The organism is Agrobacterium sp. SORGH_AS_0745, assembly GCF_030818995.1.
Taxonomy (GTDB): Bacteria; Pseudomonadota; Alphaproteobacteria; order Rhizobiales; family Rhizobiaceae; genus Agrobacterium; species Agrobacterium tumefaciens.
Map to the genome: position 1 here is coordinate 504,402 of NZ_JAUTBI010000003.1, position 21,351 is coordinate 525,752.

Annotated in this window: 21 protein-coding genes; 13 read left to right on the plus strand and 8 right to left on the minus strand. The window is 58.6% G+C overall.

Going from position 1 to position 21,351, the window contains the following annotated elements; genetic code table 11:
* Positions 1 to 59: 59 nt before the first annotated feature.
* Both QE432_RS12275 and tsaD read right to left on the minus strand, forming a co-directional pair.
* Positions 60 to 1,043: an NAD(P)H-dependent glycerol-3-phosphate dehydrogenase gene (locus tag QE432_RS12275; protein ID WP_111795620.1), complete on the minus strand. Its 984-nt coding sequence runs from the start codon at positions 1,041 to 1,043 to the stop codon at positions 60 to 62.
* On the minus strand, positions 1,043 to 2,140 hold the full coding sequence (gene tsaD / locus QE432_RS12280) for a tRNA (adenosine(37)-N6)-threonylcarbamoyltransferase complex transferase subunit TsaD (RefSeq protein ID WP_013636893.1): 1,098 nt from the start codon (positions 2,138 to 2,140) through the stop codon (positions 1,043 to 1,045). The genes QE432_RS12275 and tsaD overlap by 1 nt, the downstream gene beginning before the upstream one ends.
* Before the next feature lie 73 nt (positions 2,141 to 2,213).
* On the opposite strand from tsaD, the gene hemC reads away from it, so the two are divergent.
* From hemC to QE432_RS12310, 6 genes are all read left to right on the plus strand, one after another.
* The gene (gene hemC / locus QE432_RS12285; RefSeq protein ID WP_111795618.1) at positions 2,214 to 3,143 is read left to right on the plus strand and encodes a hydroxymethylbilane synthase; all 930 of its coding nucleotides are present in this window, start codon (positions 2,214 to 2,216) and stop codon (positions 3,141 to 3,143) included.
* A gap of 4 nt (positions 3,144 to 3,147) precedes the next feature.
* The gene (locus QE432_RS12290; protein WP_306624444.1) at positions 3,148 to 3,888 is read left to right on the plus strand and encodes a uroporphyrinogen-III synthase; all 741 of its coding nucleotides are present in this window, start codon (positions 3,148 to 3,150) and stop codon (positions 3,886 to 3,888) included.
* A gap of 73 nt (positions 3,889 to 3,961) precedes the next feature.
* Positions 3,962 to 5,404, plus strand: a complete 1,443-nt coding sequence (locus QE432_RS12295; RefSeq protein WP_112153895.1) for a COG4223 family protein — start codon at positions 3,962 to 3,964, stop codon at positions 5,402 to 5,404.
* A gap of 3 nt (positions 5,405 to 5,407) precedes the next feature.
* Positions 5,408 to 7,015, plus strand: a complete 1,608-nt coding sequence (locus QE432_RS12300; RefSeq protein WP_141193414.1) for a heme biosynthesis protein HemY — start codon at positions 5,408 to 5,410, stop codon at positions 7,013 to 7,015.
* A 10-nt stretch (positions 7,016 to 7,025) separates the two neighbouring features.
* Entirely contained in the window at positions 7,026 to 7,514 is a 489-nt protein-coding gene (locus QE432_RS12305) for a TerB family tellurite resistance protein (RefSeq protein ID WP_003516699.1), read from the plus strand.
* A complete protein-coding gene (locus QE432_RS12310) occupies positions 7,504 to 8,235 on the plus strand; it encodes a glutamine amidotransferase (protein ID WP_003516697.1) in 732 nt (243 codons plus the stop codon). The genes QE432_RS12305 and QE432_RS12310 overlap by 11 nt, the downstream gene beginning before the upstream one ends.
* Positions 8,236 to 8,247: 12 nt before the next feature.
* On the opposite strand, the gene QE432_RS12315 is transcribed toward QE432_RS12310, so the two are convergent.
* Positions 8,248 to 9,480, minus strand: coding sequence for an MFS transporter (locus tag QE432_RS12315; RefSeq protein ID WP_003516689.1), 1,233 nt, complete (start codon positions 9,478 to 9,480; stop codon positions 8,248 to 8,250).
* 137 nt (positions 9,481 to 9,617) lie between these two features.
* On the opposite strand from QE432_RS12315, the gene QE432_RS12320 reads away from it, so the two are divergent.
* Both QE432_RS12320 and QE432_RS12325 read left to right on the plus strand, forming a co-directional pair.
* On the plus strand, positions 9,618 to 9,908 hold the full coding sequence (locus tag QE432_RS12320; RefSeq protein WP_003516688.1) for a YggT family protein: 291 nt from the start codon (positions 9,618 to 9,620) through the stop codon (positions 9,906 to 9,908).
* On the plus strand, positions 9,905 to 10,216 hold the full coding sequence (locus QE432_RS12325; RefSeq protein ID WP_306624449.1) for a DUF167 domain-containing protein: 312 nt from the start codon (positions 9,905 to 9,907) through the stop codon (positions 10,214 to 10,216). The genes QE432_RS12320 and QE432_RS12325 overlap by 4 nt, the downstream gene beginning before the upstream one ends.
* A gap of 14 nt (positions 10,217 to 10,230) precedes the next feature.
* Here QE432_RS12325 and ppa read toward each other — a convergent pair whose 3' ends face one another.
* From ppa to QE432_RS12345, 4 genes are all read right to left on the minus strand, one after another.
* Complete coding sequence (gene ppa / locus QE432_RS12330) at positions 10,231 to 10,764, minus strand: inorganic diphosphatase (RefSeq protein ID WP_003516686.1); 534 nt, start codon at positions 10,762 to 10,764, stop codon at positions 10,231 to 10,233.
* A 169-nt stretch (positions 10,765 to 10,933) separates the two neighbouring features.
* Positions 10,934 to 11,440: a GNAT family N-acetyltransferase gene (locus QE432_RS12335; RefSeq protein WP_003516685.1), complete on the minus strand. Its 507-nt coding sequence runs from the start codon at positions 11,438 to 11,440 to the stop codon at positions 10,934 to 10,936.
* A 215-nt stretch (positions 11,441 to 11,655) separates the two neighbouring features.
* A complete protein-coding gene (gene typA / locus QE432_RS12340) occupies positions 11,656 to 13,476 on the minus strand; it encodes a translational GTPase TypA (RefSeq protein WP_003516684.1) in 1,821 nt (606 codons plus the stop codon).
* Positions 13,477 to 13,625: 149 nt separating this feature from the next.
* Positions 13,626 to 15,686, minus strand: a complete 2,061-nt coding sequence (locus QE432_RS12345; protein WP_306624451.1) for a M3 family metallopeptidase — start codon at positions 15,684 to 15,686, stop codon at positions 13,626 to 13,628.
* A 176-nt stretch (positions 15,687 to 15,862) separates the two neighbouring features.
* Here QE432_RS12345 and QE432_RS12350 point away from each other — a divergent pair, with 176 nt between their 5' ends.
* The 3 genes from QE432_RS12350 to QE432_RS12360 all read left to right on the plus strand — a co-directional run bounded on the left by QE432_RS12350 (position 15,863) and on the right by QE432_RS12360 (position 18,076).
* Positions 15,863 to 16,288, plus strand: a complete 426-nt coding sequence (locus tag QE432_RS12350) for a hypothetical protein (RefSeq protein WP_306624453.1) — start codon at positions 15,863 to 15,865, stop codon at positions 16,286 to 16,288.
* 133 nt (positions 16,289 to 16,421) lie between these two features.
* Entirely contained in the window at positions 16,422 to 16,877 is a 456-nt protein-coding gene (locus QE432_RS12355; RefSeq protein ID WP_003516681.1) for a MarR family winged helix-turn-helix transcriptional regulator, read from the plus strand.
* A gap of 20 nt (positions 16,878 to 16,897) precedes the next feature.
* A complete protein-coding gene (locus tag QE432_RS12360) occupies positions 16,898 to 18,076 on the plus strand; it encodes a multidrug effflux MFS transporter (protein ID WP_080800730.1) in 1,179 nt (392 codons plus the stop codon).
* Positions 18,077 to 18,131: 55 nt separating this feature from the next.
* On the opposite strand, the gene QE432_RS12365 is transcribed toward QE432_RS12360, so the two are convergent.
* Entirely contained in the window at positions 18,132 to 19,355 is a 1,224-nt protein-coding gene (locus QE432_RS12365) for an argininosuccinate synthase (protein WP_003516677.1), read from the minus strand.
* 339 nt (positions 19,356 to 19,694) lie between these two features.
* Here QE432_RS12365 and QE432_RS12370 point away from each other — a divergent pair, with 339 nt between their 5' ends.
* Positions 19,695 to 20,549: an SDR family NAD(P)-dependent oxidoreductase gene (locus QE432_RS12370; RefSeq protein WP_003516675.1), complete on the plus strand. Its 855-nt coding sequence runs from the start codon at positions 19,695 to 19,697 to the stop codon at positions 20,547 to 20,549.
* A gap of 151 nt (positions 20,550 to 20,700) precedes the next feature.
* Positions 20,701 to 21,348 (plus strand): LysE family translocator, encoded by a 648-nt coding sequence (locus QE432_RS12375; RefSeq protein ID WP_003516674.1) that lies wholly within the window; start codon positions 20,701 to 20,703, stop codon positions 21,346 to 21,348.
* The last annotated feature ends 3 nt before the right edge of the window (positions 21,349 to 21,351 follow it).

Consider the following 21,351-nt stretch of genomic DNA (forward strand, 5'->3'; position numbering starts at 1 on the left):
CCAAAAGTGTAAGCGGTTTTGGGACCAAGACATGCGTAAAAACTATTCGAAGGCCACACTCATTCAGTGGTGATGGGCCTTGTCATCAATTGTTGCATGGCGCTCGCCACGTCCAGATTGCCGTCGATGATGGCCGCAACCGCCTCGGTCACCGGCATGTCGACAGCGTGATGTTCGCCGAGCCGGGCGGCAACGGCTGCCGCAAAGGCGCCCTCCACCAGCCCGCCGGACATGTCCTTGCCTTCGCCCCGGCCAAGCGCGATGCCGAAACGCAGGTTTCGCGACTGGTGGCTTGTGGCGGTCAGCACGAGATCGCCAAGGCCGGAAAGACCGCGCACCGTATCGGCCTTGCCGCCCATGGCAACGACCAGACGCGACATCTCGGCAAGCCCCCGCGAAATCAACGCCGCCCGTGCGGAATCGCCGAGGCCCGCACCTTCAACGATGCCGGCGGCAATGGCGAGCACATTCTTCAGTGCGCCGCCAAGCTGCACGCCCGTGCGGTCGGTCGAGGCATAAAGCCTGAACGTTCTGCCGGAAATCGTGGTCGCCAGCCGCTCGGCGATGACAGCGTCTTCCGCCGCTATCGCCATCGCCGTCGGCAGTCCGCGCGCGATATCGGCCGCAAACCCCGGACCGGAGAGAACGGCGATTGGATGATGCGGCAGTTCCGCTTCCAGAAGTTCCGTCAGCAGCCGGCCGGACACCCGGTCGATGCCCTTGGCGCAGGTAACGATGATACAATCATTAGCCAGATAAGGACCGTAATGGCGCGCCGCATCGGCATGGGCCTGAGAGGGCATGGCAAACAACACGATGCCTGCATCGGCCAGCGCATCCGGCTCAACGGAAAATTCCAGCGCATCCGGCAGGTCTACACCCGGCAGGACAGCCTCGTGAATACGATCAGCCCTAAGATCGGCCATCAGGGACGCATCACGGCCGAGCAGGGTCACGTCATGCCGGTTCTCCAGCGCGATGACGACGGCGAGCGCGGTTCCGAAGGCGCCAGCGCCGATGACGACGATTTTCTCCCGCTGCATCAGGCCTTGGCTCCCCTTTTGCCGAAACCGATCAATGTCTCCGCGCTGCCATCAAGCGGCCAGCGCGAGCGCGGCGCGATCTCCAGCGCATCGGGTTCCCGGCCGCATGCCATCCGCTCCAGCCCGGCCCAGGCAATCATCGCGGCATTGTCGGTGCAGAGCCGGTGCGGCGGTGCGACAAAGCGGAACCCGTGGGCATCACAAAGCGCCTGGAGGGTCTGGCGGATTTCCGTATTGGCGGCAACGCCGCCGGCCACGACCAAAGCGGGCTCCGTCTCTAGATGCGGAAACTCTTCCTTAAAGCGGGCAAGCCCACGGCCGATACGGTCCTTGAGCGTGCGTGACACCGCCTTCTGGAAGGAGGCGCAGATATCGGCAATATCCTGATCCGAAAGCGGAGCGATCGCGGTTGCCGCCTGCCGCACCGCTGTCTTCAGACCGGAGAAGGAAAAATCGAGTCTCGTCTCGCCGACCATCGGGCGCGGCAGTGCAAAACGGTCAGGGTTGCCTTTCGCTGCTGCCTTTTCAACCGCAGGCCCGCCGGGATAGGGCAACCCCAGAAGCTTCGCAGTCTTGTCGAAGGCTTCCCCAAGCGCGTCATCAATGGTCGTACCCCAGCGCTCGTATTCACCCACACCGCGAACCAGCACGAGCTGGGTGTGGCCGCCGGAGACCAGCAGCATCAGATAGGGGAAGGAAAGACCGTCGGTCAGACGCGCCGTCAGCGCATGGCCTTCGAGATGGTTGATGGCGTAAAGCGGCTTGTCTGCAGCCTTCGCAATCGCCTTGCCGGTCATCAGGCCCACCAGCAGACCGCCAATGAGGCCGGGCCCGGATGTGGCCGCGATGGCATCGACGTCGGCAAGGGTGACACCCGCCTGTTCCAGCGCTTCTTCCACCAGCGTGTCCAGCGCCTCGACATGGGCGCGGGCAGCAATTTCGGGCACCACGCCGCCATAGGCGCTGTGTTCCTCAAGCTGCGACAAAACGACGTCGGACACGATCTCGCCACGTCCATCCGCATGCCGAACCACAATGGATGCAGCGGTTTCGTCACAGCTTGTCTCTATGCCGAGGATACGAAGAAAGGGGGTCATCAATTCTGTTCGTTCATTGCGATCATGCGCTGAGTTGGTCTAAGACAACTCCGGTAACAATGGATAGACGCGGATGCAAACAAAACCTTTCCGAATCGGCACGCGCGGCAGCCCTCTGGCGCTCGCACAGGCTTACGAGACCCGTAACCGGCTGATGTCGGCACACGGTCTGCCGGAAGATATGTTCGAAATCGTCGTGCTTTCCACCAAGGGTGACCGGATAACCGACCGCGCTTTGTCGGAGATCGGCGGCAAGGGTCTGTTCACGGAAGAACTGGAGAGCCAGCTTCTTTCCGGCGAGCTCGATATTGCCGTGCATTCCTCCAAGGACATGCCGACCGTTTTGCCGAAGGGCCTTTATCTTTCCGCTTTCCTACCGCGCGAGGATATGCGCGACGCCTTTATTGGTCGCACCGCACCAAAGCTTCTGGAACTACCGCAGGGCGCCGTTGTCGGCTCCGCATCCTTGCGCCGCCAAGCGCTGATCCGCCGCCTGCGTCCGGACCTGAGCGTCATCATCTTTCGCGGCCAGGTCGAAACCCGCCTGCGCAAACTGGAGGAAGGCCAGGCGGATGCCACGCTTCTCGCCTTTGCCGGCCTGAAACGGCTGGGCATGGAGAACGTCCCGACGGACATTCTCGACCCGAAGGAATTTCCACCAGCCCCCGCGCAGGGCGCGATCTGCGTCGAGAGTCGTATTGGCGACACACGCATGGACGAGTTGCTTTCACCTATCAACGACATACCCACCTACGATGCCGTTACCTGCGAGCGCGCCTTTCTGGCCGCCCTTGATGGTTCCTGTCGCACCCCGATTGCAGGCTTTGCTACCTGCCACGGCGAGGAACTTCATTTCTCCGGCCTGATCCTCACACCGGACGGACAGACGAGCCACAGCGTCGAGATTTCCGGTGCTCGCAAGGATGCCAAGGACTTGGGTCGCAAGGCCGGTGAAGACGTGCGCGCCAGGGCAGGCAGCAACTTCTTTGACGGCTGGAGCTGAGCCGATGCGGATCGTCGTCACCCGGCCGCTTCGTTCGGGCGAAAAGACGGCCGCAAAGCTTGAAGCCCTCGGTCACGAGCCGGTGCTTCTTCCGCTGTTTCATCCCGTCCACCACGGCGAGCGCGCAATATCAGCGCTATCGGAGCCGCTGTCGGCCATCGCCGTGACCAGCGCCGAGGCCTTGCGGGCGCTTAGAGATTTCCGCCACCGACTTGCGCCCCATCTTTCGAAACCGCTTTTCGCCGTCGGCGAGGCGACGGCGGAAGCGGCGAGGGAAGTTGGCTTCCAAAACGTCCTCACCGGATCTGGCGATGCGGTGGCTCTCGCGGGGCTTGTCTCGGAGCATCGCCCCCTAACGGAGAGCACAGATCCATTGCTCTATCTTGCCGGCACGCCGCGAGGCGCCGTGTTCGAGGACGGCATTGCCGCTGCGGGAATTTCCTTCCGAACCGTCGATTGTTACGAAATGCAGCCGTCAGATCTTTCAGACGATATGCTCGAGACAGCGCTTGTGAAGACAGCTGCCGATGTGGTCCTGCTCTATTCGTCGGAAGCCGCACGGGCCTTTTTCCGCCACGCATCGTCGGAAAAATATGTGGCGGCGCTGACCACCACACAATTCGTCTGCATCAGCCGCAATGTGCTTTCACTGGTTCCGGAAATCTTCCGCGCGAACGCCGCAGCCGCCGAAGGGGCAAACGAGGCAGCCATGTTTGAACTTCTCCACCGAAAGTCTGGAACCTAATTCAGGCTCGCCTCTTTCCTTTGCCGCCGTCACTGACTAGGTTTAGACTATTGCAGGCAGAAATGAGGTTGTCATGGTATCGGGAAAGCCGCCACGCCACTCCAAGTCAAACGCCGAACCGGTCACCATCGACCTGGACGCAAAAGACGTGAAAGCAATTTCCGCCGACGTGGATGCTGCGAAGACTGATGACAAGACCGGCGAGACGACACCGGCAGCAGCTCAGCCAAACGTTCCTCCCAAGCCAGAAGCAGCCGAAACGTCCAGCCCGGCTCCCGTCTGGGAACAGACGCATAAAACACCCATGGAGCCTGCACCGAACGTTCACAAGGCAGAACCGGCAACCGGCAAGCCCCAGGTGGAAAAACCTGCCGACAAACAGCCCGAGACAACTTCGCCAAAAGCCGAAGCGAAACCGGTGACCAGCGCGACTGACGCAAACGCTGCTTCCGCTTCCGCGGCGGGCGCAAAGCCTGCGACTTTTGCTTCCACATCGTCGTCCGCAGCATCCGGAAGCGCGACTACTGGTGCAAAGCCATCGACAGGCGCGTCATCCTCCGGACCGGCCAAGCCATCCACGCCACAGCACCCCGAGCGCAAACAGGCGGCAACCTCCGGTGTGATCGCAGCGGGTATCGTGGGTGGCCTTGTGGCGCTCGCAGCTGCCGGCAGCATGCAATATGCCGGCATTCTGCCCTCGTTTAATGTGAGCAAGACCGGAAGCGATGAGATTGCCGCATTGAGAACCGAGCTAGGGAGCCTGCGTCAGCAGCTCGCCAATGTTCCCGCGGCAGGAGGGGATACCTCGGCGCTGGAACAGCGCATCGCCGCTCTTGAGGGCGCAAAGGGCGAAGCCCCGCAGGTGGACGCACTTTCGGAAAAAATAACCGCGCTGGAATCCGCGCTCACGTCAGAGCGTTCCGCGCAGGCCTCAGCAACGGCGGAGCTGACACGCCGCCTGACTGACGCGGAAACCAAGATCAATGAACCGCGCGACGATATAGAAGTCGCCCGCGCCATTGCGTCGGCCGCACTGAAAGCCGCGATCGATCGCGGTGGGCCGTTCCTCACTGAACTCGACACATTGTCCAAGGTAACCCCGGACGATCCGGCAATCGCATCCTTGCAGTCTTTCGCCGCAACCGGCGTGCCGTCGCGCTCGGAGCTGATGCAGAAATTCCCCGACGTTGCGAATGCGATGCTCTCGGCGATCAATCGGCCCGACCCCAATCAGGGCATCATGGAACGTCTGACGGAAAGCGCCTTTTCGCTGGTGAAGGTCCGCCCCGTCGGAAACATCGAAGGAGAGACCCCCGACGCCATGATCGCGCGCATGGAAAACAAGTTGCGCAACGGAGATCTGCAGGGTTCGGCACTTGAATGGAATGGGCTTCCCGAGGCCGCCAAGACAGCATCCGCCGACTATAAAAAATCTCTGGATGCGCGCATCGAGGTCGAAAACCTGGTGGGAGGCACGTTAAACCGCGCCATCACCAGCACCGGCAAGCAGGGGTAAGGCATGACCAGAATTCTGACTTTCGTCCTCATCGTTCTGGCGCTCGGTTTCGGTTTCTCCTGGCTGGCGGACAGGCCCGGTGTCCTCTCAATCGTCTGGCAGGGCCAGCTGATCGAAATGAGCCTGATGGTCGCCGCCTCCATAGTTGCTGCATTGGTTGCGGCCGTCATGCTGGTCTGGTGGGTCGTCAATGCCATATGGACATCGCCGAACGCGGCACGACGCTATTTTCGCGCCCGCAAGCGCGACCGTGGTTATCAGGCGCTCTCCACCGGCCTCATCGCCGCCGGCGCCGGCAACGCCATTCTGGCCCGCAAGATGACGGCCCGCACGCAGGGGCTTCTCAGTGCTGATCAGGAGCCGCTGATCCACCTGCTCGATGCGCAGGCCGACCTCATCGAAGGCAAATATGACGAGGCGCGGCGCAAATTCGAGGCGATGGCCCGCGATCCTGAAACCCGCGAACTTGGCCTTCGCGGCCTTTACATCGAGGCGCGCCGACAGGGAGCCCATGAAGCAGCCCAGCAATATGCCGAGGACGCAGCCGAAAAAGCCCCTTACCTGCCCTGGGCAGCACAGGCGACACTGGAAACCCGCTGCCGCAACGGCGAGTGGGATGACGCGATCCGCCTGCTCGACCAGCAAAAAGCAGCAGGCGTCATCCAACGCGGCGAGGCGGAGCGGCTGAAAGCTGTGCTTCTTACCGCAAAGGCCAGTGAAAAACTGGAGAGCGACCCGGTGGGTGCGCGCGAAGACGCAAAACAAGCCCTCAAGCTTGCAAAAAGCCTTGTGCCCGCAGCATTGATCGCAGCAAAATCCTATCTGCGCGAAGACAATCTGCGCAAGGCCGCAGCGGTTCTGGAACCGGTATGGAAGAACGATCCCCACTCGCAGATCGCCGATCTCTATGTTCGGGCGCGCAGCGGCGATACGGCCATTGATCGCCTTAAACGTGCCGAACGGCTTGAGAGCCTGAAACCCAACAACATCGAATCCCTGTTTGCCGTGGCGCAGGCAGCTCTCGACGCCAAGGAATTTGCCAAGGCGCGTGCCAAAGCGGAAGCCGCCGCCCGGATCGAGCCGCGTGAAAGCATCTTCCTGCTGATGGCCGACATCGAGGAAGCCGAAACCGGCGATCAGGGACGGGTGCGTTACTGGATGGCGCAGGCGCTGCGCGCACCGCGTGATCCCGTCTGGGTGGCAGATGGTGTCACTTCGGAAAAATGGCTTCCGGTTTCGCCCGTGACGGGCCGTCTCGACGCCTTCGAGTGGAAGGCGCCTTTTGGCCAGCTTGAAGGACCTGTCGAAGACCTGACAATCGAAAATGCGATTGCAGCAGCACCGGCAAGGACCGAACAGGCTCCGACTCCGATCGTTGTTGAAGTGGCACCTCAGCCCATTGTTGTGACGAAACCCGCACCCATCGAGGTCAAGCCGGACGTATCTGCCCCGAAGGAGAAAAAGCCGGCAACAAATGAAGTTCCGGTGGAAGCCAGGCCAGCGGATGCGAAGACAGAACCGGTGCCATTTTTCGGTGGTGCACCGGATGATCCCGGCGTCAAGAAACCCGGCGTGGAAGCCGAACCCAAAACCCGGCTAAAACTCTTCTGACAGGCTATCGATGTTCAACCAGATCCAGTCGTTTATTCAAAACCTCGTTGGCCAGCATGCGGATGAATTCAGCCCCGATGATCTGAGGGTCGCGGTGGCCGCCCTCTGTTTTCAGGTGATGGAAGCGGACGGCACGGTCTCCAAAAGCGAGCGTGATCGCCTTCGTGAGATCCTCCACGACTATTATCATCTCGATGCCGGCAAGCTGGACGCGCTTCTTGCCGCCGGCCAGGAGGCCGGCAAGGAAGCCGTAGACTATTATCGCTTCACCACCGATATCCGCCGCCATCTCGATGAAGAGCAGCGCGTGGAGCTTATTGGCATCCTCTGGGATATTGTTTACGCTGACGGCGAACGAAGCGAGATGGAAGATCATGTGATCTGGCGCGTGGCCGATCTACTCGGTGTTTCCGTGCGCGACAGGGTTCTGCAACGTCAGCAGGCCGCCACCAGGTCCGGACCCGCTGAAGAAAGCGAAAACGAAGACGATGCTGTTTGACCCCTCCAGGCAACAGAGAAAACAACCTTCGCTGCTCGTCATCCTGCATCAGGAACGTTCCACGCCCGGCCGCGTCGGCCAGATGCTGGTGGAAAAAGGCTATCGGCTAGATATAAGGCGCCCCGCGCTTGGAGACGATCTGCCGCAAACGCTGGAGAAACATGCGGGCGCCATTATCTTCGGCGGCCCGATGAGCGCCAACGACCCGCATGACTATATCAAAGCCGAAATTGACTGGCTGAAAGTGCCGCTGAAGGAAAACAAACCCTTTCTCGGTATCTGCCTCGGCGCACAAATGCTGTCCAAACATCTGGGTGGTAAGGTAGAGGCCGACCGTGAAGGCAAGGTGGAAATCGGCTGGTATCCGCTTCATGCGACCGAACACGGGCGATTGCTGATGCCGCATTGGCCGAAGATGGTCTATCATTTCCACCGCGAAGGGTTCGATTTGCCGCGGGGAGCGGAGCTTCTGGCATCGGGCGAAACCTATCCCAACCAGGCTTACCGATACGGAAAAAACGCCTGGGGCCTGCAGTTTCACGCAGAACTGACCCGCGCGATGATGCACAGCTGGGTGGTGCGTGGCGCACAGCGTTTCGGCATGCCCAATGCGCAGGTCGGCAGCCAGCATCTGGAGGGGCGCATGTTGTTCGACACACCGCTCCGGTCCTGGCTTGGCAATTTCCTTGATCTGGTTTTCGAAGGCAAACCGCAGCGCTGAGGCGCGTCAGCGTCAGCGTGGTGCGTCGAGATTATCGATCCTGCGCAGCTTCGAAAAGCCGAGTGCCCAGATGACCGCAACCGCAAGCGTGCCCGCCCCGCCGATGACGACTGCTGGCACGGCCCCGACGACATGGGCCATGGTGCCGGCGCGGAACTCACCCAGCTCGTTGGACGCCCCGACAAACACCATGTTCACCGCATTCACGCGTCCGCGCACCTCATCCGGCGTCCAGAGCGCAATCAACGTTTCCCGCACATAAACCGACACCATGTCCGATGCGCCCATGACCACCAAAGCGGCAATGGACACCCATGCGGTTTGAGAAAGTCCGAACACCACGGTGGAAATGCCGAAAAACCCGACACCGACGAACATCAGCAGGCCGGCATGGTGGCGGATGGGCCTGAAGGCCAGAATGACCGCGACGGTTATGGCGCCGATACCGGGTGCCGCGCGCAGAAGCCCAAGCCCCCAAGGCCCGAGTGTCAGCACTTCCTTGGCGAAAATCGGCATCAGGGCGACAGCGCCGCCGAGCAACACGGCAAAAAGATCGAGCGAGATGGCGCCGAGAACCACTTTTTCCTGCGAGATGAATTTGAACCCGGCCAGCATGGTCTCGAGGCTGATCGCTTTTGCAGGACCCCGTTGCTCCGGTTTGCGGATCGTCACCGCCAGCATAGCGGACACGATGAACAGCACGAGCGCCACGCTATAGGCCACGGAAGCGCCGAGACCATAAAGCAGGCCACCGGCGACAGGGCCAAGAATGGACGCCATCTGCCATGAAGAGGAGTTCCAGGCGATGGCGTTCGGCAAATCCTCGACAGGCACAAGATTGGGAGCCAGCGATTGCACCGCCGGCCCCATGAAAGCCCGCTCTATGCCGAACACGACGAGAATGGCAAAGACCGGCCAGGGAGAAAAGCTGTGTGCCAGCGTCAGGCCAAGCAGAGCCGCCGCGCAACCGGCCGCGATCAGAAGGCATACGGCCATAATGCGCCGGCGATTGTGCCTGTCCGCCACCGTTCCAGTGACGAGGATCAAAAGCAGCGATGGCAGAAACTGGAAAAGACCGATCAAGCCGAGATAAAAGGCATTGCCGGTGACCTCATACATCTGCCAGCCCACGGAAACGCTGACGATCTGGATTGCGAAGGCCGAAAAAAACCGGGCGCTGAAAAAACGGCGATAGGAACTATGCCGGAATGCACCGAAGCGGTTTTCGGCAGAAGGCAGGGACATCGGCTGGGTGCTCTCGAGACAATATGAGAAGTCTGCAATAGAGCGATACGACAAGAATCGCCAGCCCTATAGGCGCAACACTTGCCGGTTCACGAGCGAATGTCTAAATGTCTTGCAATCAAGATACGGAGATATTGATGCTTGCCCTGTTTCAGACTATCGATCTGGCTTTGAACCTCTATACGTGGGTGCTGATCGCCAGCGCCATTTTTTCCTGGCTTTACGCCTTCAACGTCATCAACTCCCGCAACCAGTTCGTGAATGCCATCGGCAGCTTTCTGGTCAACGTCACCGAGCCGGTCCTGCGCCCAATCCGTAGCATTCTGCCTAATCTCGGCGGCATCGATATTTCGCCGATCATCCTGCTGCTGATCATCTTCTTCATCCGCTCCTTCATGTGGAATACGCTCTATCCCATGGTCGCTTGAGCGACCTCTGGCAAAGACACGGCGATCACATACGCCTGTCCGTTCGCCTCACCCCGAACGGGGGACGCGATGCCATTGACGGCGTGGAGCAGGACGCTGACGGAAATGCCCATCTGAAGGCCCGCGTCAGCGCAGTGCCTGAAGGCGGCAAGGCGAACAAGGCCCTGGTCATTTTGCTGGCGAAAAAATTCGGCCTGCCCAAATCGTCCATCACCTTCATTTCAGGTGAAACAGCGCGTAAAAAAATCCTCCGGATCGATACCGACCCGGAGGATTTCGAAAAGCTTTTTAGAAAGCTGGGTGTCTAAAGCAACGGCTGAAATCAGCCCTGCGTCTTGTAACGCTCGATGGCTTCGACGATAAGCTTCTTGGCAACGTCGACATCCTGCCAACCGCCCATCTTCACCCACTTGCCGGGCTCCAGATCCTTGTAATGCTCGAAGAAGTGCTCGATCTGCTTCAGCGTGATTTCCGGCAGGTCGGTGTAGTTATGGACCTTGTCGTAACGGCGCGTCAGCTTCGGAACCGGGACGGCGAGGATCTTCTCGTCCTTGCCGCCGTCGTCTTCCATGATCATGACGCCGATGGGGCGCACATTGATCACGCAGCCGGGAACCAGCGGGCGGGTATTGCAGATAAGAACGTCGATCGGGTCGCCATCGTCGGAAAGCGTATGCGGCACGAAGCCATAGTTACCCGGATAGGTCATCGGCGTGTAGAGGAAACGATCGACGATCAGCGCACCGGCGTCCTTGTCCATCTCGTACTTGATCGGCTGGCCGCCAACCGGCACCTCGACAATAACATTCACGTCTTCCGGCGGATTCTTGCCAATGGAAATTGCATCGATACGCATTCGCTTCCCTCATTCGACGGGGTTGGATTTGGTTTTCGATACTGGGAAAGTCGCCGTATTGCAACATGGCTTTAGGCGGATAAGGCAGAATGCCGAATTTGAGGGCATCGGGATTGTGAATGGCCGACCGGAAAAAATGAAACCGGCGTGAAATCACCCGGCTGCGTACTTAATTCCAGACGAAACCGATCTTGCGCAGTGACCTGCCGCCGAAATCTTCCATGCCCTCGGCGATGTCCCGGCCGCCATGCGAACGGAAAAACCGATTGGCGACCTCGCTATCTTCGAGGCACCAGACCACAACACCATTGCAGCCGAGCGAGGTCAGCAGCCGGCGAGCTTCCGTGAACAGCAGCGAGCCAAGACCGATGCCCTGATATTCCGGCCGCAGATAAAGCTCGTAGATCTCGCCGTCATGCGGCAGCCCACGCGCACGGCTTAAGCCCAGCGTGGCATATCCGGCAACCACGCCCTTCACTTCCACCACCAGCATGGTTGCGGAACCCCGAGTCGCCTTCTTCCACCAGATTTCGCCGCGGCGCTCCAGCATCTGCGTCAGCGGTCGGTGCGGGATCAGCCCGGCATAGGCCTGTTGCCATGACAGACGGTGCGCTTCGGCTATTGCGCGCGCATCTTGCGGTTCGGCTCGGCGAACATCTATGGATAACGTTTTCATAACGCGATTCTGGCCCCGACCATGAAAACTTGCCAGCCATAAAGGTTAACGACAGCAAGCTTACCCACAGCCTATTCATGTGGACGACCGAAAAAAATTAACGCATCCTTAACCTTTGACACAAGGGTCTTTCGACTCATGCACAAATAAAACATGCGCATAAAAAAACCCGGCTCGCGGCCGGGTTTTTTCAAATTCTTGACGGGAAGCCGCAATCAAACTGCGAGCTTCGCCTTTTCGAAACGCTTGCGATCGTTGGCGTCGAGGAACATCTTGCGCAGACGGATGGACTTCGGCGTCACTTCCATCAGCTCGTCGTCCTGGATCCAGGAAAGCGCGCGGTCGAGCGTCATGCGGATCGGCGGCGTCAGCTTTACGGCTTCATCCTTACCGGCGGCACGGATGTTGGTCAGCTGCTTGCCCTTCAGCACGTTCACTTCGAGATCGTTATCGCGAGAGTGAATGCCGATAATCATGCCGGCATAAACCTTCTCACCCGGCTCGATGATCATCGGGCCACGATCTTCCAGGTTGAACATGGCGTAGGCGACAGCTTCGCCCGAACCGTTCGACAAAAGAACGCCGTTAACGCGACCAGCAATCGCACCCTTGTACGGCTGATAGTCGTGGAACAGACGGTTCATGATCGCCGTGCCGCGCGTGTCGGTCAAAAGTTCCGACTGGTAGCCGATCAGGCCGCGGGTCGGAGCGTAGAACTTCAGACGAACGCGATTACCGCCGGAGGGACGGAGCTCAGCCATTTCAGCCTTGCGCTCGGACATCTTCTGAACGACGACGCCGGAATGCTCTTCATCGACGTCGATCACGACTTCTTCGATCGGCTCCATCATGGCGCCGTTCTCATCCTTGTGCATGACAACGCGCGGACGCGAAACTGCAAGCTCAAAGCCTTCGCGACGCATGGTTTCGATGAGAACTGCCAGCTGCAATTCGCCACGCCCGGAAACGAAGAACGAGTCCTTGCCTTCAGCCTCTTCAATCTTCAGCGCGACGTTGCCTTCGGCTTCCTTGAACAGACGGTCGCGGATGACGCGGCTCGTGACCTTGTCGCCTTCGGTGCCGGCAAGCGGGCTGTCGTTGACGATGAAGGACATGGTAACGGTCGGCGGATCGATCGGCTGTGCGGTCATCGCCTCGGTGACGGAAGGGTCACAGAAGGTATCGGCAACAGTGCCCTTGGAAAGACCAGCGATGGCGACGATGTCACCCGCATGGGCTTCATCGATGGATGTGCGCTCAATGCCGCGGAATGCGAGGATCTTGGAAATACGACCGGTTTCGATCGTCTTGCCGTCCTGGCCAAGTACCTTCACGGCCTGGTTTGGCTTGATCGAACCGGAAGCAATACGGCCGGTGATGATACGGCCGAGGAAGGGGTTGGCTTCGAGGATCGTACCGATCAGACGGAACGGACCTTCTTCAACCGTAGGCTCCGGAACATGCTCCAGAACCAGATCGAGCAACGGTGCAAGACCCTGATCCTTCGGACCTTCTGGGTTGACGTTCATCCAGCCGTCACGGCCGGAACCGTAAAGGATCGGGAAGTCGAGCTGCTCGTCGGTAGCATCGAGATTTGCGAAAAGGTCGAAAACTTCGTTGATGACCTCTTCATGGCGGCCATCCGGACGGTCGATCTTGTTGATCGCGACGATCGGGCGAAGACCAACCTTCAGCGCCTTGCTGACGACGAACTTCGTCTGCGGCATCGGGCCTTCGGAACTATCGACCAGAACGATCGCGCCATCCACCATCGACAGGATACGCTCAACTTCGCCGCCGAAATCGGCGTGGCCGGGGGTGTCGACGATGTTGATGCGAACACCCTTCCACTCCACCGAAGTCGCCTTGGCAAGAATGGTGATGCCGCGTTCCTTTTCGAGATCGTTGCTATCCATCACGCGTTCCGCAACGCGCTGGTTGTCGCGGAACGAGCCGGACTGCTTCAGAAGCTCGTCAACGAGCGTCGTTTTTCCATGGTCAACGTGCGCGATAATCGCGATGTTGCGAATTGCCATTGTTCAAAATCTCTGAGGTTGGGCGCTACCGTCGTGAGATGCGCCAATTTAGTTTGGCGCGCTCATAACCTTTTTTTTGCAAATGCGAAAGGGGGGCATTGTCATATGCCCCCTGCGCTCAGGTTCTAGCTCAAGAATATGACAGTCTTTTATACGAGGCCGCGCTTCAAAAGCATGGCATCGGGACTTGGCATCTTTCCGCGAAAAGCAAGATAGGCCTCCTCCGGATCGATCGAGCCACCGACTGAATAGATATTCTCTTTCAGCTTGCGCGCCATTTCACCATCGAAGGCGTTGCCGGTTTCCTCGAAGGCAGAAAACGCGTCGGCGTCCAGCACCTCCGACCACATGTAGGAATAATAACCGGCCGAATAACCATCACCGGAAAACACATGCTGGAAATGTGGCGTCGCATGCCGCATGACAATGGACTTCGGCATGTTCAGGGCGGAAAGCACCTCACCTTGCACGACCATGGGATCGCCGACGCTGTCACGGGTATGGAACGCCATATCGACGATGGCCGAAGAAGTGAATTCCACCGTGCTGAAACCGGCATTGAAGGTCTGTGCTGCCAGAACCTTGTCCAGCAGCGCCTTTGGCATCGGTGCCCCGGTTTCATAATGCAGGGCATATTTCTCCAGAATTTCCGGCACGGTCAACCAGTGTTCGTAAAGCTGCGACGGCAACTCGACGAAATCGCGCGACACACCCGTTCCGGAAACTGAAGGATAGGTGACATCAGATAACATGCCGTGCAGGGCGTGGCCGAATTCGTGAAACAGCGTGCGCGCATCATCGAGCGAAAGCAGCGCAGGCTTTCCCTCTGCCGGTTTTGCAAAATTGCAGACATTGTAGATGATCGGTATTTCACCGACAGTGCCGTTCTTCAAAGGCAGCTTGTGCTGCGACTGGAACGAACTCATCCACGCGCCGGAACGCTTGGACGGGCGGGCGAAATAATCGCCGAGGAACATTGCCTTCAGGTCGCCCTTGTCGTCGCGGATTTCAAAAACCCGCACATCGGGATGATAGGCGGCGACACCCTTGATCTCGACGGCACGAATTGCAAAGAGCCGGTTGGCCACATCGAAACACGCATCGATGATCTTTTCCAATTGCAGATACGGCTTCAATTCAGTCTCGGAGAAGCTGAATTTCTGTGCCCGCAGCTTTTCGGCGTAATGGCGCCAGTCCCAGGGCATCACCTCGTGGTTCTTGCCCTCCGCGGCGATGATGGCGGCAAGTTCAGCCTCCTCCTCACCTGCGCGCAGCACGGCCTTTTCCCAGACCTGGCCCAAAAGACCGTTCACGGCATCCGGCGTTTTTGCCATCGTGTCGTCCAGCTTGTAGGCAGCAAAATTCTTGTAGCCGAGAAGCTGTGCCTTTTCCTCACGCAGTTCCAGCGTACGGCGGACGGTTGCGCGGTTGTCGGTATCGCCACCATTTTCGCCGCGAGCCGCCCAGGCCTTGAAGGCTTGCTCGCGCAAGTCGCGGCGTTCGGAGAAGGTCAGGAATGGCTCGATGATGGAGCGGGAAAGGGTAACGGCAAATTTGCCGTCTTCGCCATGTTCGCGCGCGGCGCCTGCCATGGCATCACGCAGAAAACCGGGAATGCCGGAAAGCTCGTCATCGGTGGAGAGCAAAAGTTTCCAGCTCTTTTCATCCGCCAGAACATTCTGCCCGAATTTGGCACCGAGACCGGCAAGCTCTTCATTGATGGCCGCCAGACGCTCCTGACGGTCCTTCTGCAACTTTGCGCCGGAGCGCACGAAACCCTTCCAGTGCCGTTCGAGAACGCGTTTTTCCTCGCCGGTCAGGGAAAGCGAATCGCGCGTTTCCCATAGCGTGTCGATGCGTCTGAACAGCGCCTCGTTCATGCCGATCTTGGAATAGTGCCGTGACATTTTCGGCGCGATTTCCCGCTCCAGTGCCTGAATGACGCTGTTGGTGTGGGCACCCGCCTTGTTCCAGAACAGCGCCGAAATGCGCGAGAGTTCGTCGCCTGCGATTTCAAGCGCGGTCACGGTGTTTTCGAAGGTCGGCGCCTGCGGATTGCCGGCAATCGCATCGATTTCCTGTTCATGGGACAAAAGGGCGGCTTCAAAGGCCGGAGCAAAATCCTCATCCTTGACTGCATCGAATTTCGGCAGACCGTTCTGACCGTTCCAGGTAACGAGTGCGGGATAGGGCGCGGTCGTGGATGGCATTTCATCTTCCTTGTACAATTCCGGTTTACGCCCATATGGGCATGCCTTCACCGCCAATTCAATATGCCGGAATTTGGTGTGGAAGACATGATCGTCAACACCTCCAAGTATTGACCGGCATGGCGACGGCATGTTTTGATTTCTCGTAATAATATCCCATGATGGAGATATGTATTATGGAGATTTATTCTTTAAGGTCTGCCAATAGTTTCCTTTTCAGGGACAATTCCAAAAACATCAGACCCGTGGGAAGCCCCGATTTCGGCAAGGCAGCCCCATCCGACGCGGCCACCGGCTTTGAAGAAACGATAGACCGCATCGATTTCACCCGTGTCAGCCCCCGGCAATTGCGGGAAATCGCGCAGGAATATTACGATACCGGAAAAATCAGCCACAATACCTGGCTTGAGCTTTCGTCCGAACTTCCGGCACAGACGCTGAATGCCAATGGCGAGGTGATTGACATTGCCGACGTGACCGACGACACGGATTTCGACTTCGTGACGTATTTTTCTGACCGGATCGAGATTGCCCGTTCCATTGGCACGACGGATGAAGTGGAAAAAATGCAGGACGTATTGTCTTTTTTTGCTTCGACGTGACGATGACAGGCAATGTTGTTGGACGTCCCGCAATCAAACTGACGAATACTTTACGCAATTTTCGATAATATGATTTACGCGCCATTGCTTATCGTCCGAAACTTAGTAAGGCTGACTTACCAAAAGGCGAAGCATGGGCACACGCGAAAAAGATTCATTGGCATTTTTGCTGAACAGCGGCGCACGCCTGCTGAACAGTGCATTTGAGCGCCGTATCTCGGAAGCCGGACTGGGCCTTACCCCCGGCGAAGCAAGAGCATTGCTGACAGTTGCGGTTATCGATGGCAGCAAACAGGCTGACATCGCCGCCCGTCTCGGCATCGAACCCATGACGATCTGCGCCTATCTCGACAAGTTGCAGTCACTCAATCTGATAGAACGCCAGCAGGACCCGCAGGACAGGCGTTCCAAACGTATCGTCCTGACGAAAACCTCCGCCGACATGCTGGAAGCTGTCGGTCATGAAATCGACCAGCTCGTTCTTCAGGCCACACAGGGACTGAACGAAGAGGAAGTCGCGCTTTTCCGTAGCTTCCTGCAGACGCTTCGCAACAATCTGCAACCGGAACAGCAGGGCCAGAACGGCTGATCGCAATGTCGAAAACGATCATGTCCAGAAAACGCACGGCTTTGCTCGGAGCATTGCTGACAGCGCTGGCGCCCATTTCCATGTCGATTTACACGCCGGCCATGCCGGAGCTGACACGGGTTTTCGCAACCAGCGACTCCGCCATAAAACTCAGCCTGTCGCTCTATTTTGCCGGTTTTGCCTTAGCCCAATTGCTTGCCGGGCCGGCATCCGATGCCTTCGGGCGGCGCAAGGCGAGCCTCGTCTTCCTGTCGATCTTTCTGGGCGGTGGTGTGCTGGCCCTCTTGGCCCCAACCATCGAAGTGCTGCTGTTCGCGCGCCTCGTTCAGGGCATCGGCGCTTCCGTTGGCATGACTGTTGCGCGCGCCGTGGTGCGCGATCAGTTCACCGGCCCGGAAGCCTCCAGCATCATGAACCTCATCGGCATCATGCTGGCGATCGGCCCTGCGATGGGGCCGACGATCGGTGGTCTGTCGCTTGCGGCTTTTGGCTGGCAATCGGTATTTTTCCTCATGGCCGGTCTCGGAGCTATCGCCATCCTTTCGGTGGTGCTTTTTCTGCGTGAAACGACGGTGCCTGACAAAACCAGGATCCGACCCCGACACCTTCTGTCGGCCTATGGCACATTGCTGAAGCAGCCGCGTTTTCTTCTGGCCGCCCTTGTGCTCGGCGGCTCCATCGGCGCACTTTATGCGCAAGCCACCATGCTGACCTTCATCCTCATCAACGAAGTCGGCATGTCCCCCACGGCCTTCGGTGTCGGCATGCTGATGCAAACAGGCGCCTATTTCTTCGGTTCGATTGCGTTGCGTTACATCGCGCCTAGACTGGGCGACCGGCGTTCCGTCGTGCTTGGCCTTTGTTTTTCCGGCACGGGCGGTCTTCTCATCATGCTGTCGGTTTTCCTCGTGCCGCCGTCCTTCCTCTCCATCATGGGACCCGTCGCGGTGGCGACGGTCGGGATCGCGCTGTTGACGCCTTCAATGGTCACGGCGGCCCTCGCCCCCTTCCCGCATATCGCCGGCTCGGCATCGGCCATGATGGGTTTCATCCAGATGGGATCTGGCTTTGCGGGTGGGGCAATGGCCTCGCTCATCGGTTCCCCGCTGACCAGCTTCGGCATCATCATTCCGGTTATGGAATTCGTGGCCGTTGCCAGCTACATCGGCTTTCGCGCCGTTTCCAGAAGAGAGACATGAAAAAACCCGCAGGCGTTGCCACCTGCGGGTTTTTCCAATTCATACTTCAGCAGATTTACTTGCCGAGATTACGCTTCGCAAGGGTGCGCAGGCGCAGGGCATTGAGCTTGATGAAGCCAGCTGCGTCCTTCTGGTCATAAGCACCGTGGTCGTCCTCGAACGTCACCAGCGCGTCGGAATAGAGCGACTTCGCGCTCTCGCGGCCGGTCACCATGACATTGCCCTTGTAGAGCTTCAGCGTCACTTCACCTTCCACATGCTCCTGGCTCTTGTCGATCAGGGCCTGCAGCATCTCGCGCTCGGGCGAGAACCAGAAGCCGTAATAGATGAGTTCGGCGTAACGCGGCATCAGATCGTCCTTCAGATGCGCGGCACCCCGGTCGAGCGTGATGGATTCGATCGCGCGATGCGCAGCCAGCAGGATGGTGCCGCCGGGCGTTTCGTAGACGCCACGCGACTTCATGCCGACGAAGCGGTTCTCGACCAGATCGAGACGGCCGATGCCGTTTTCGCGACCATAATTGTTGAGCGTCGCCAGAAGCGTGGCAGGCGACATTTCCACACCGTTGATGGAGCAGGCATCACCCTTGCGGAAACCGACCTTGATAACGGTTGCCTTGTCAGGCGCCGCTTCCGGGGAAATGGTGCGCATGTGCACATATTCCGGAGCTTCCTTAGCCGGGTCTTCCAGAACCTTGCCCTCGGACGAGGAGTGCAGCAGGTTGGCATCGACGGAGAACGGCGCTTCGCCCTTCTTGTCCTTGGCCACGGGAATCTGGTTCTTTTCGGCAAATTCCAGAAGGTCGGTCCGGCTCTTGAAAGTCCAATCGCGCCATGGGGCGATGATCTTGATATCCGGGTTCAGCGCATAGGCCGAAAGCTCGAAACGGACCTGGTCGTTGCCCTTGCCGGTGGCGCCATGCGCAATGGCATCGGCACCGGTCTTCTTGGCGATCTCGATCAGGTGCTTGGAAATCAGCGGGCGGGCGATGGAGGTACCGAGCAGATAGACACCTTCATAAACGGCGTTGGCACGGAACATCGGAAAAACGAAATCACGCACGAACTCTTCGCGGACGTCCTCGACGAAGATTTCCTTGATGCCCAGCAACTCGGCCTTCTTGCGCGCCGGCTCAAGCTCTTCGCCCTGGCCGAGATCGGCGGTGAAGGTCACGACCTCAGCGCCGAGTTCCGTCTGAAGCCACTTCAGGATGATCGAGGTGTCGAGGCCGCCGGAATAGGCGAGAACGACTTTCTTAACGTCTTTCGGGAGTGCCATTATGATGTCCATCTGCATGATGACGGCATCGGGGTACCGCCATTTCCTTGGGATTTCGGCACTTTTACAGTGCAACCCGAAAACTGTGAAGCGATTTTCGGAAAAGATGCCCGACAAAACAACGAATAGGACGAAAGGGCAATAGGCATTTGCGAAAGGTCAGATCCCCGCAACAGCGCGTCATGACTGGAACGAACGAATTGTCACATGCATTATGCGATTTCGCGCTTTAACATGAAGCGGCGCGATCATCTTGAAGACCGTGAATGAAGCCACTCAGGGTTCAGGCAACGTTGCAAACGGCTGGAAACAGCACAAAACGACGCGAAAGGAAAACCTATGACGACCATCCACCCCGCATTCAAGGAAGATAATGTCGCTGTCATCACCGGCGCGGCCTCCGGTATCGGACTTGCCGCGGCCCGGAAATTTGCCGGTTTCGGCATGAGCGTCGTCCTCGTCGATCTCGACGGTGACAGGCTTGCCGCAGCGCATGCTGATATTCTGACCATCGCAAAGGACGGCGAAGCACAGATCGTCGCAATACCGACCGACGTGTCGAAACTCGATGAGCTTGAGGCGCTGGAACGCGCTGTCATCCAGCGTTTCGGGCGGGTTCATGTGTTGATGAACAATGCCGGCATCCAGCCGGGCAGCGCCATCTTCGGGGCTCAGGCCAACTGGGAAAAAGTCATCAACGTCAACCTGATGGGTGTCGTGAACGGCAGCCGGGTGTTTGGGCAGGGCATGGTCGCCCATGGCGAGGCCGCGCTCATCATCAATACCGGTTCGAAACAGGGCATCACCACCCCGCCGGGCGATCCGGCCTATAATGTCTCGAAGGCCGGCGTCAAAGCCTTCACGGAAGCGCTACAGCACGAGCTGCGCAATATTCCGAACAGCGCGGTTTCCGCCCATCTCCTGATCCCCGGTTTTGTCTTCACCGGCCTCACGGCAAATGGCAGGACGGAAAAACCAGCAGGAGCCTGGACCGGCGAGCAGACCGTTGATTTCATGATCGAGAGCATCGCCAGGGGCGATTTCTACATTCTCTGCCCGGATGGCGAAGTGGATCGCCCGACGGATGAGAAACGCATTCTGTGGGCAGCTCAAGACATCGTCCAAAATCGTCCGCCACTGTCGCGCTGGCACACCGAATATTCCGCCGCCTTCACCAGCTTCCTCAAAAACTGATCGCCCGACGCCGCCGCACTTTGAAAGTTGCGGCGGCTATCCACTTTTGATCATCCCCGGTTTTCGTATCAATGTCCCGGCGCGCAAAAACATTGGCAGAAACGCGAATTCGCGTTAAGCAACGGCAGTCTCCAGCTTTACGGGTGCCGCGATGGATTTCGTTCCGAGCCTGCCAACACTTGCCGCCTTCACCGTCGCCATCCTGCTTCTGGCGGTAACGCCCGGTCCTGACATGACGCTATGGATCAGCCGGTCAATACGCGAGGGCCGGGCAGCGGGTTTCATGACCCTTGTGGGCACCAATCTCGGTATTACCGTGCATACGATGCTGGTTGCCTTCGGCGTCGCGGCCCTCATCGTCGCATCGCCGACAGCCTTCCTCATCCTGAAGACCGGCGGGGCCGCCTATCTTGTCTGGCTCGCCATTCAGGCGATCCGCAAGGGATCGGATTTCGTGATGGTCAAGACCACGGGCGAAAAACAGCAATCTTCACTGAAATCCGCCTTGCTGAACGGTATTTGGGTCAATCTGCTCAATCCAAAGGTCATCATCTTTTTCATGACCTTCCTGCCGCAATTCGTCAGCGCATCCGATCCGCATGTCACCGGCAAGCTTATTTTCCTTGGGCTCTGGTCAATCATCGTGGCGCTGCCGATCGGCATCGGCATCGTCGTTGCCGCCGATGTGCTGTCGGCCTGGCTCCAGCGCAACAAGAAGGTTCTGCGCGGGCTGGATTATACGATCGCCGGTGTATTTTCGCTTTTCGCCGTCAAGATTTTCCTCACCCAGACGCGATGACGC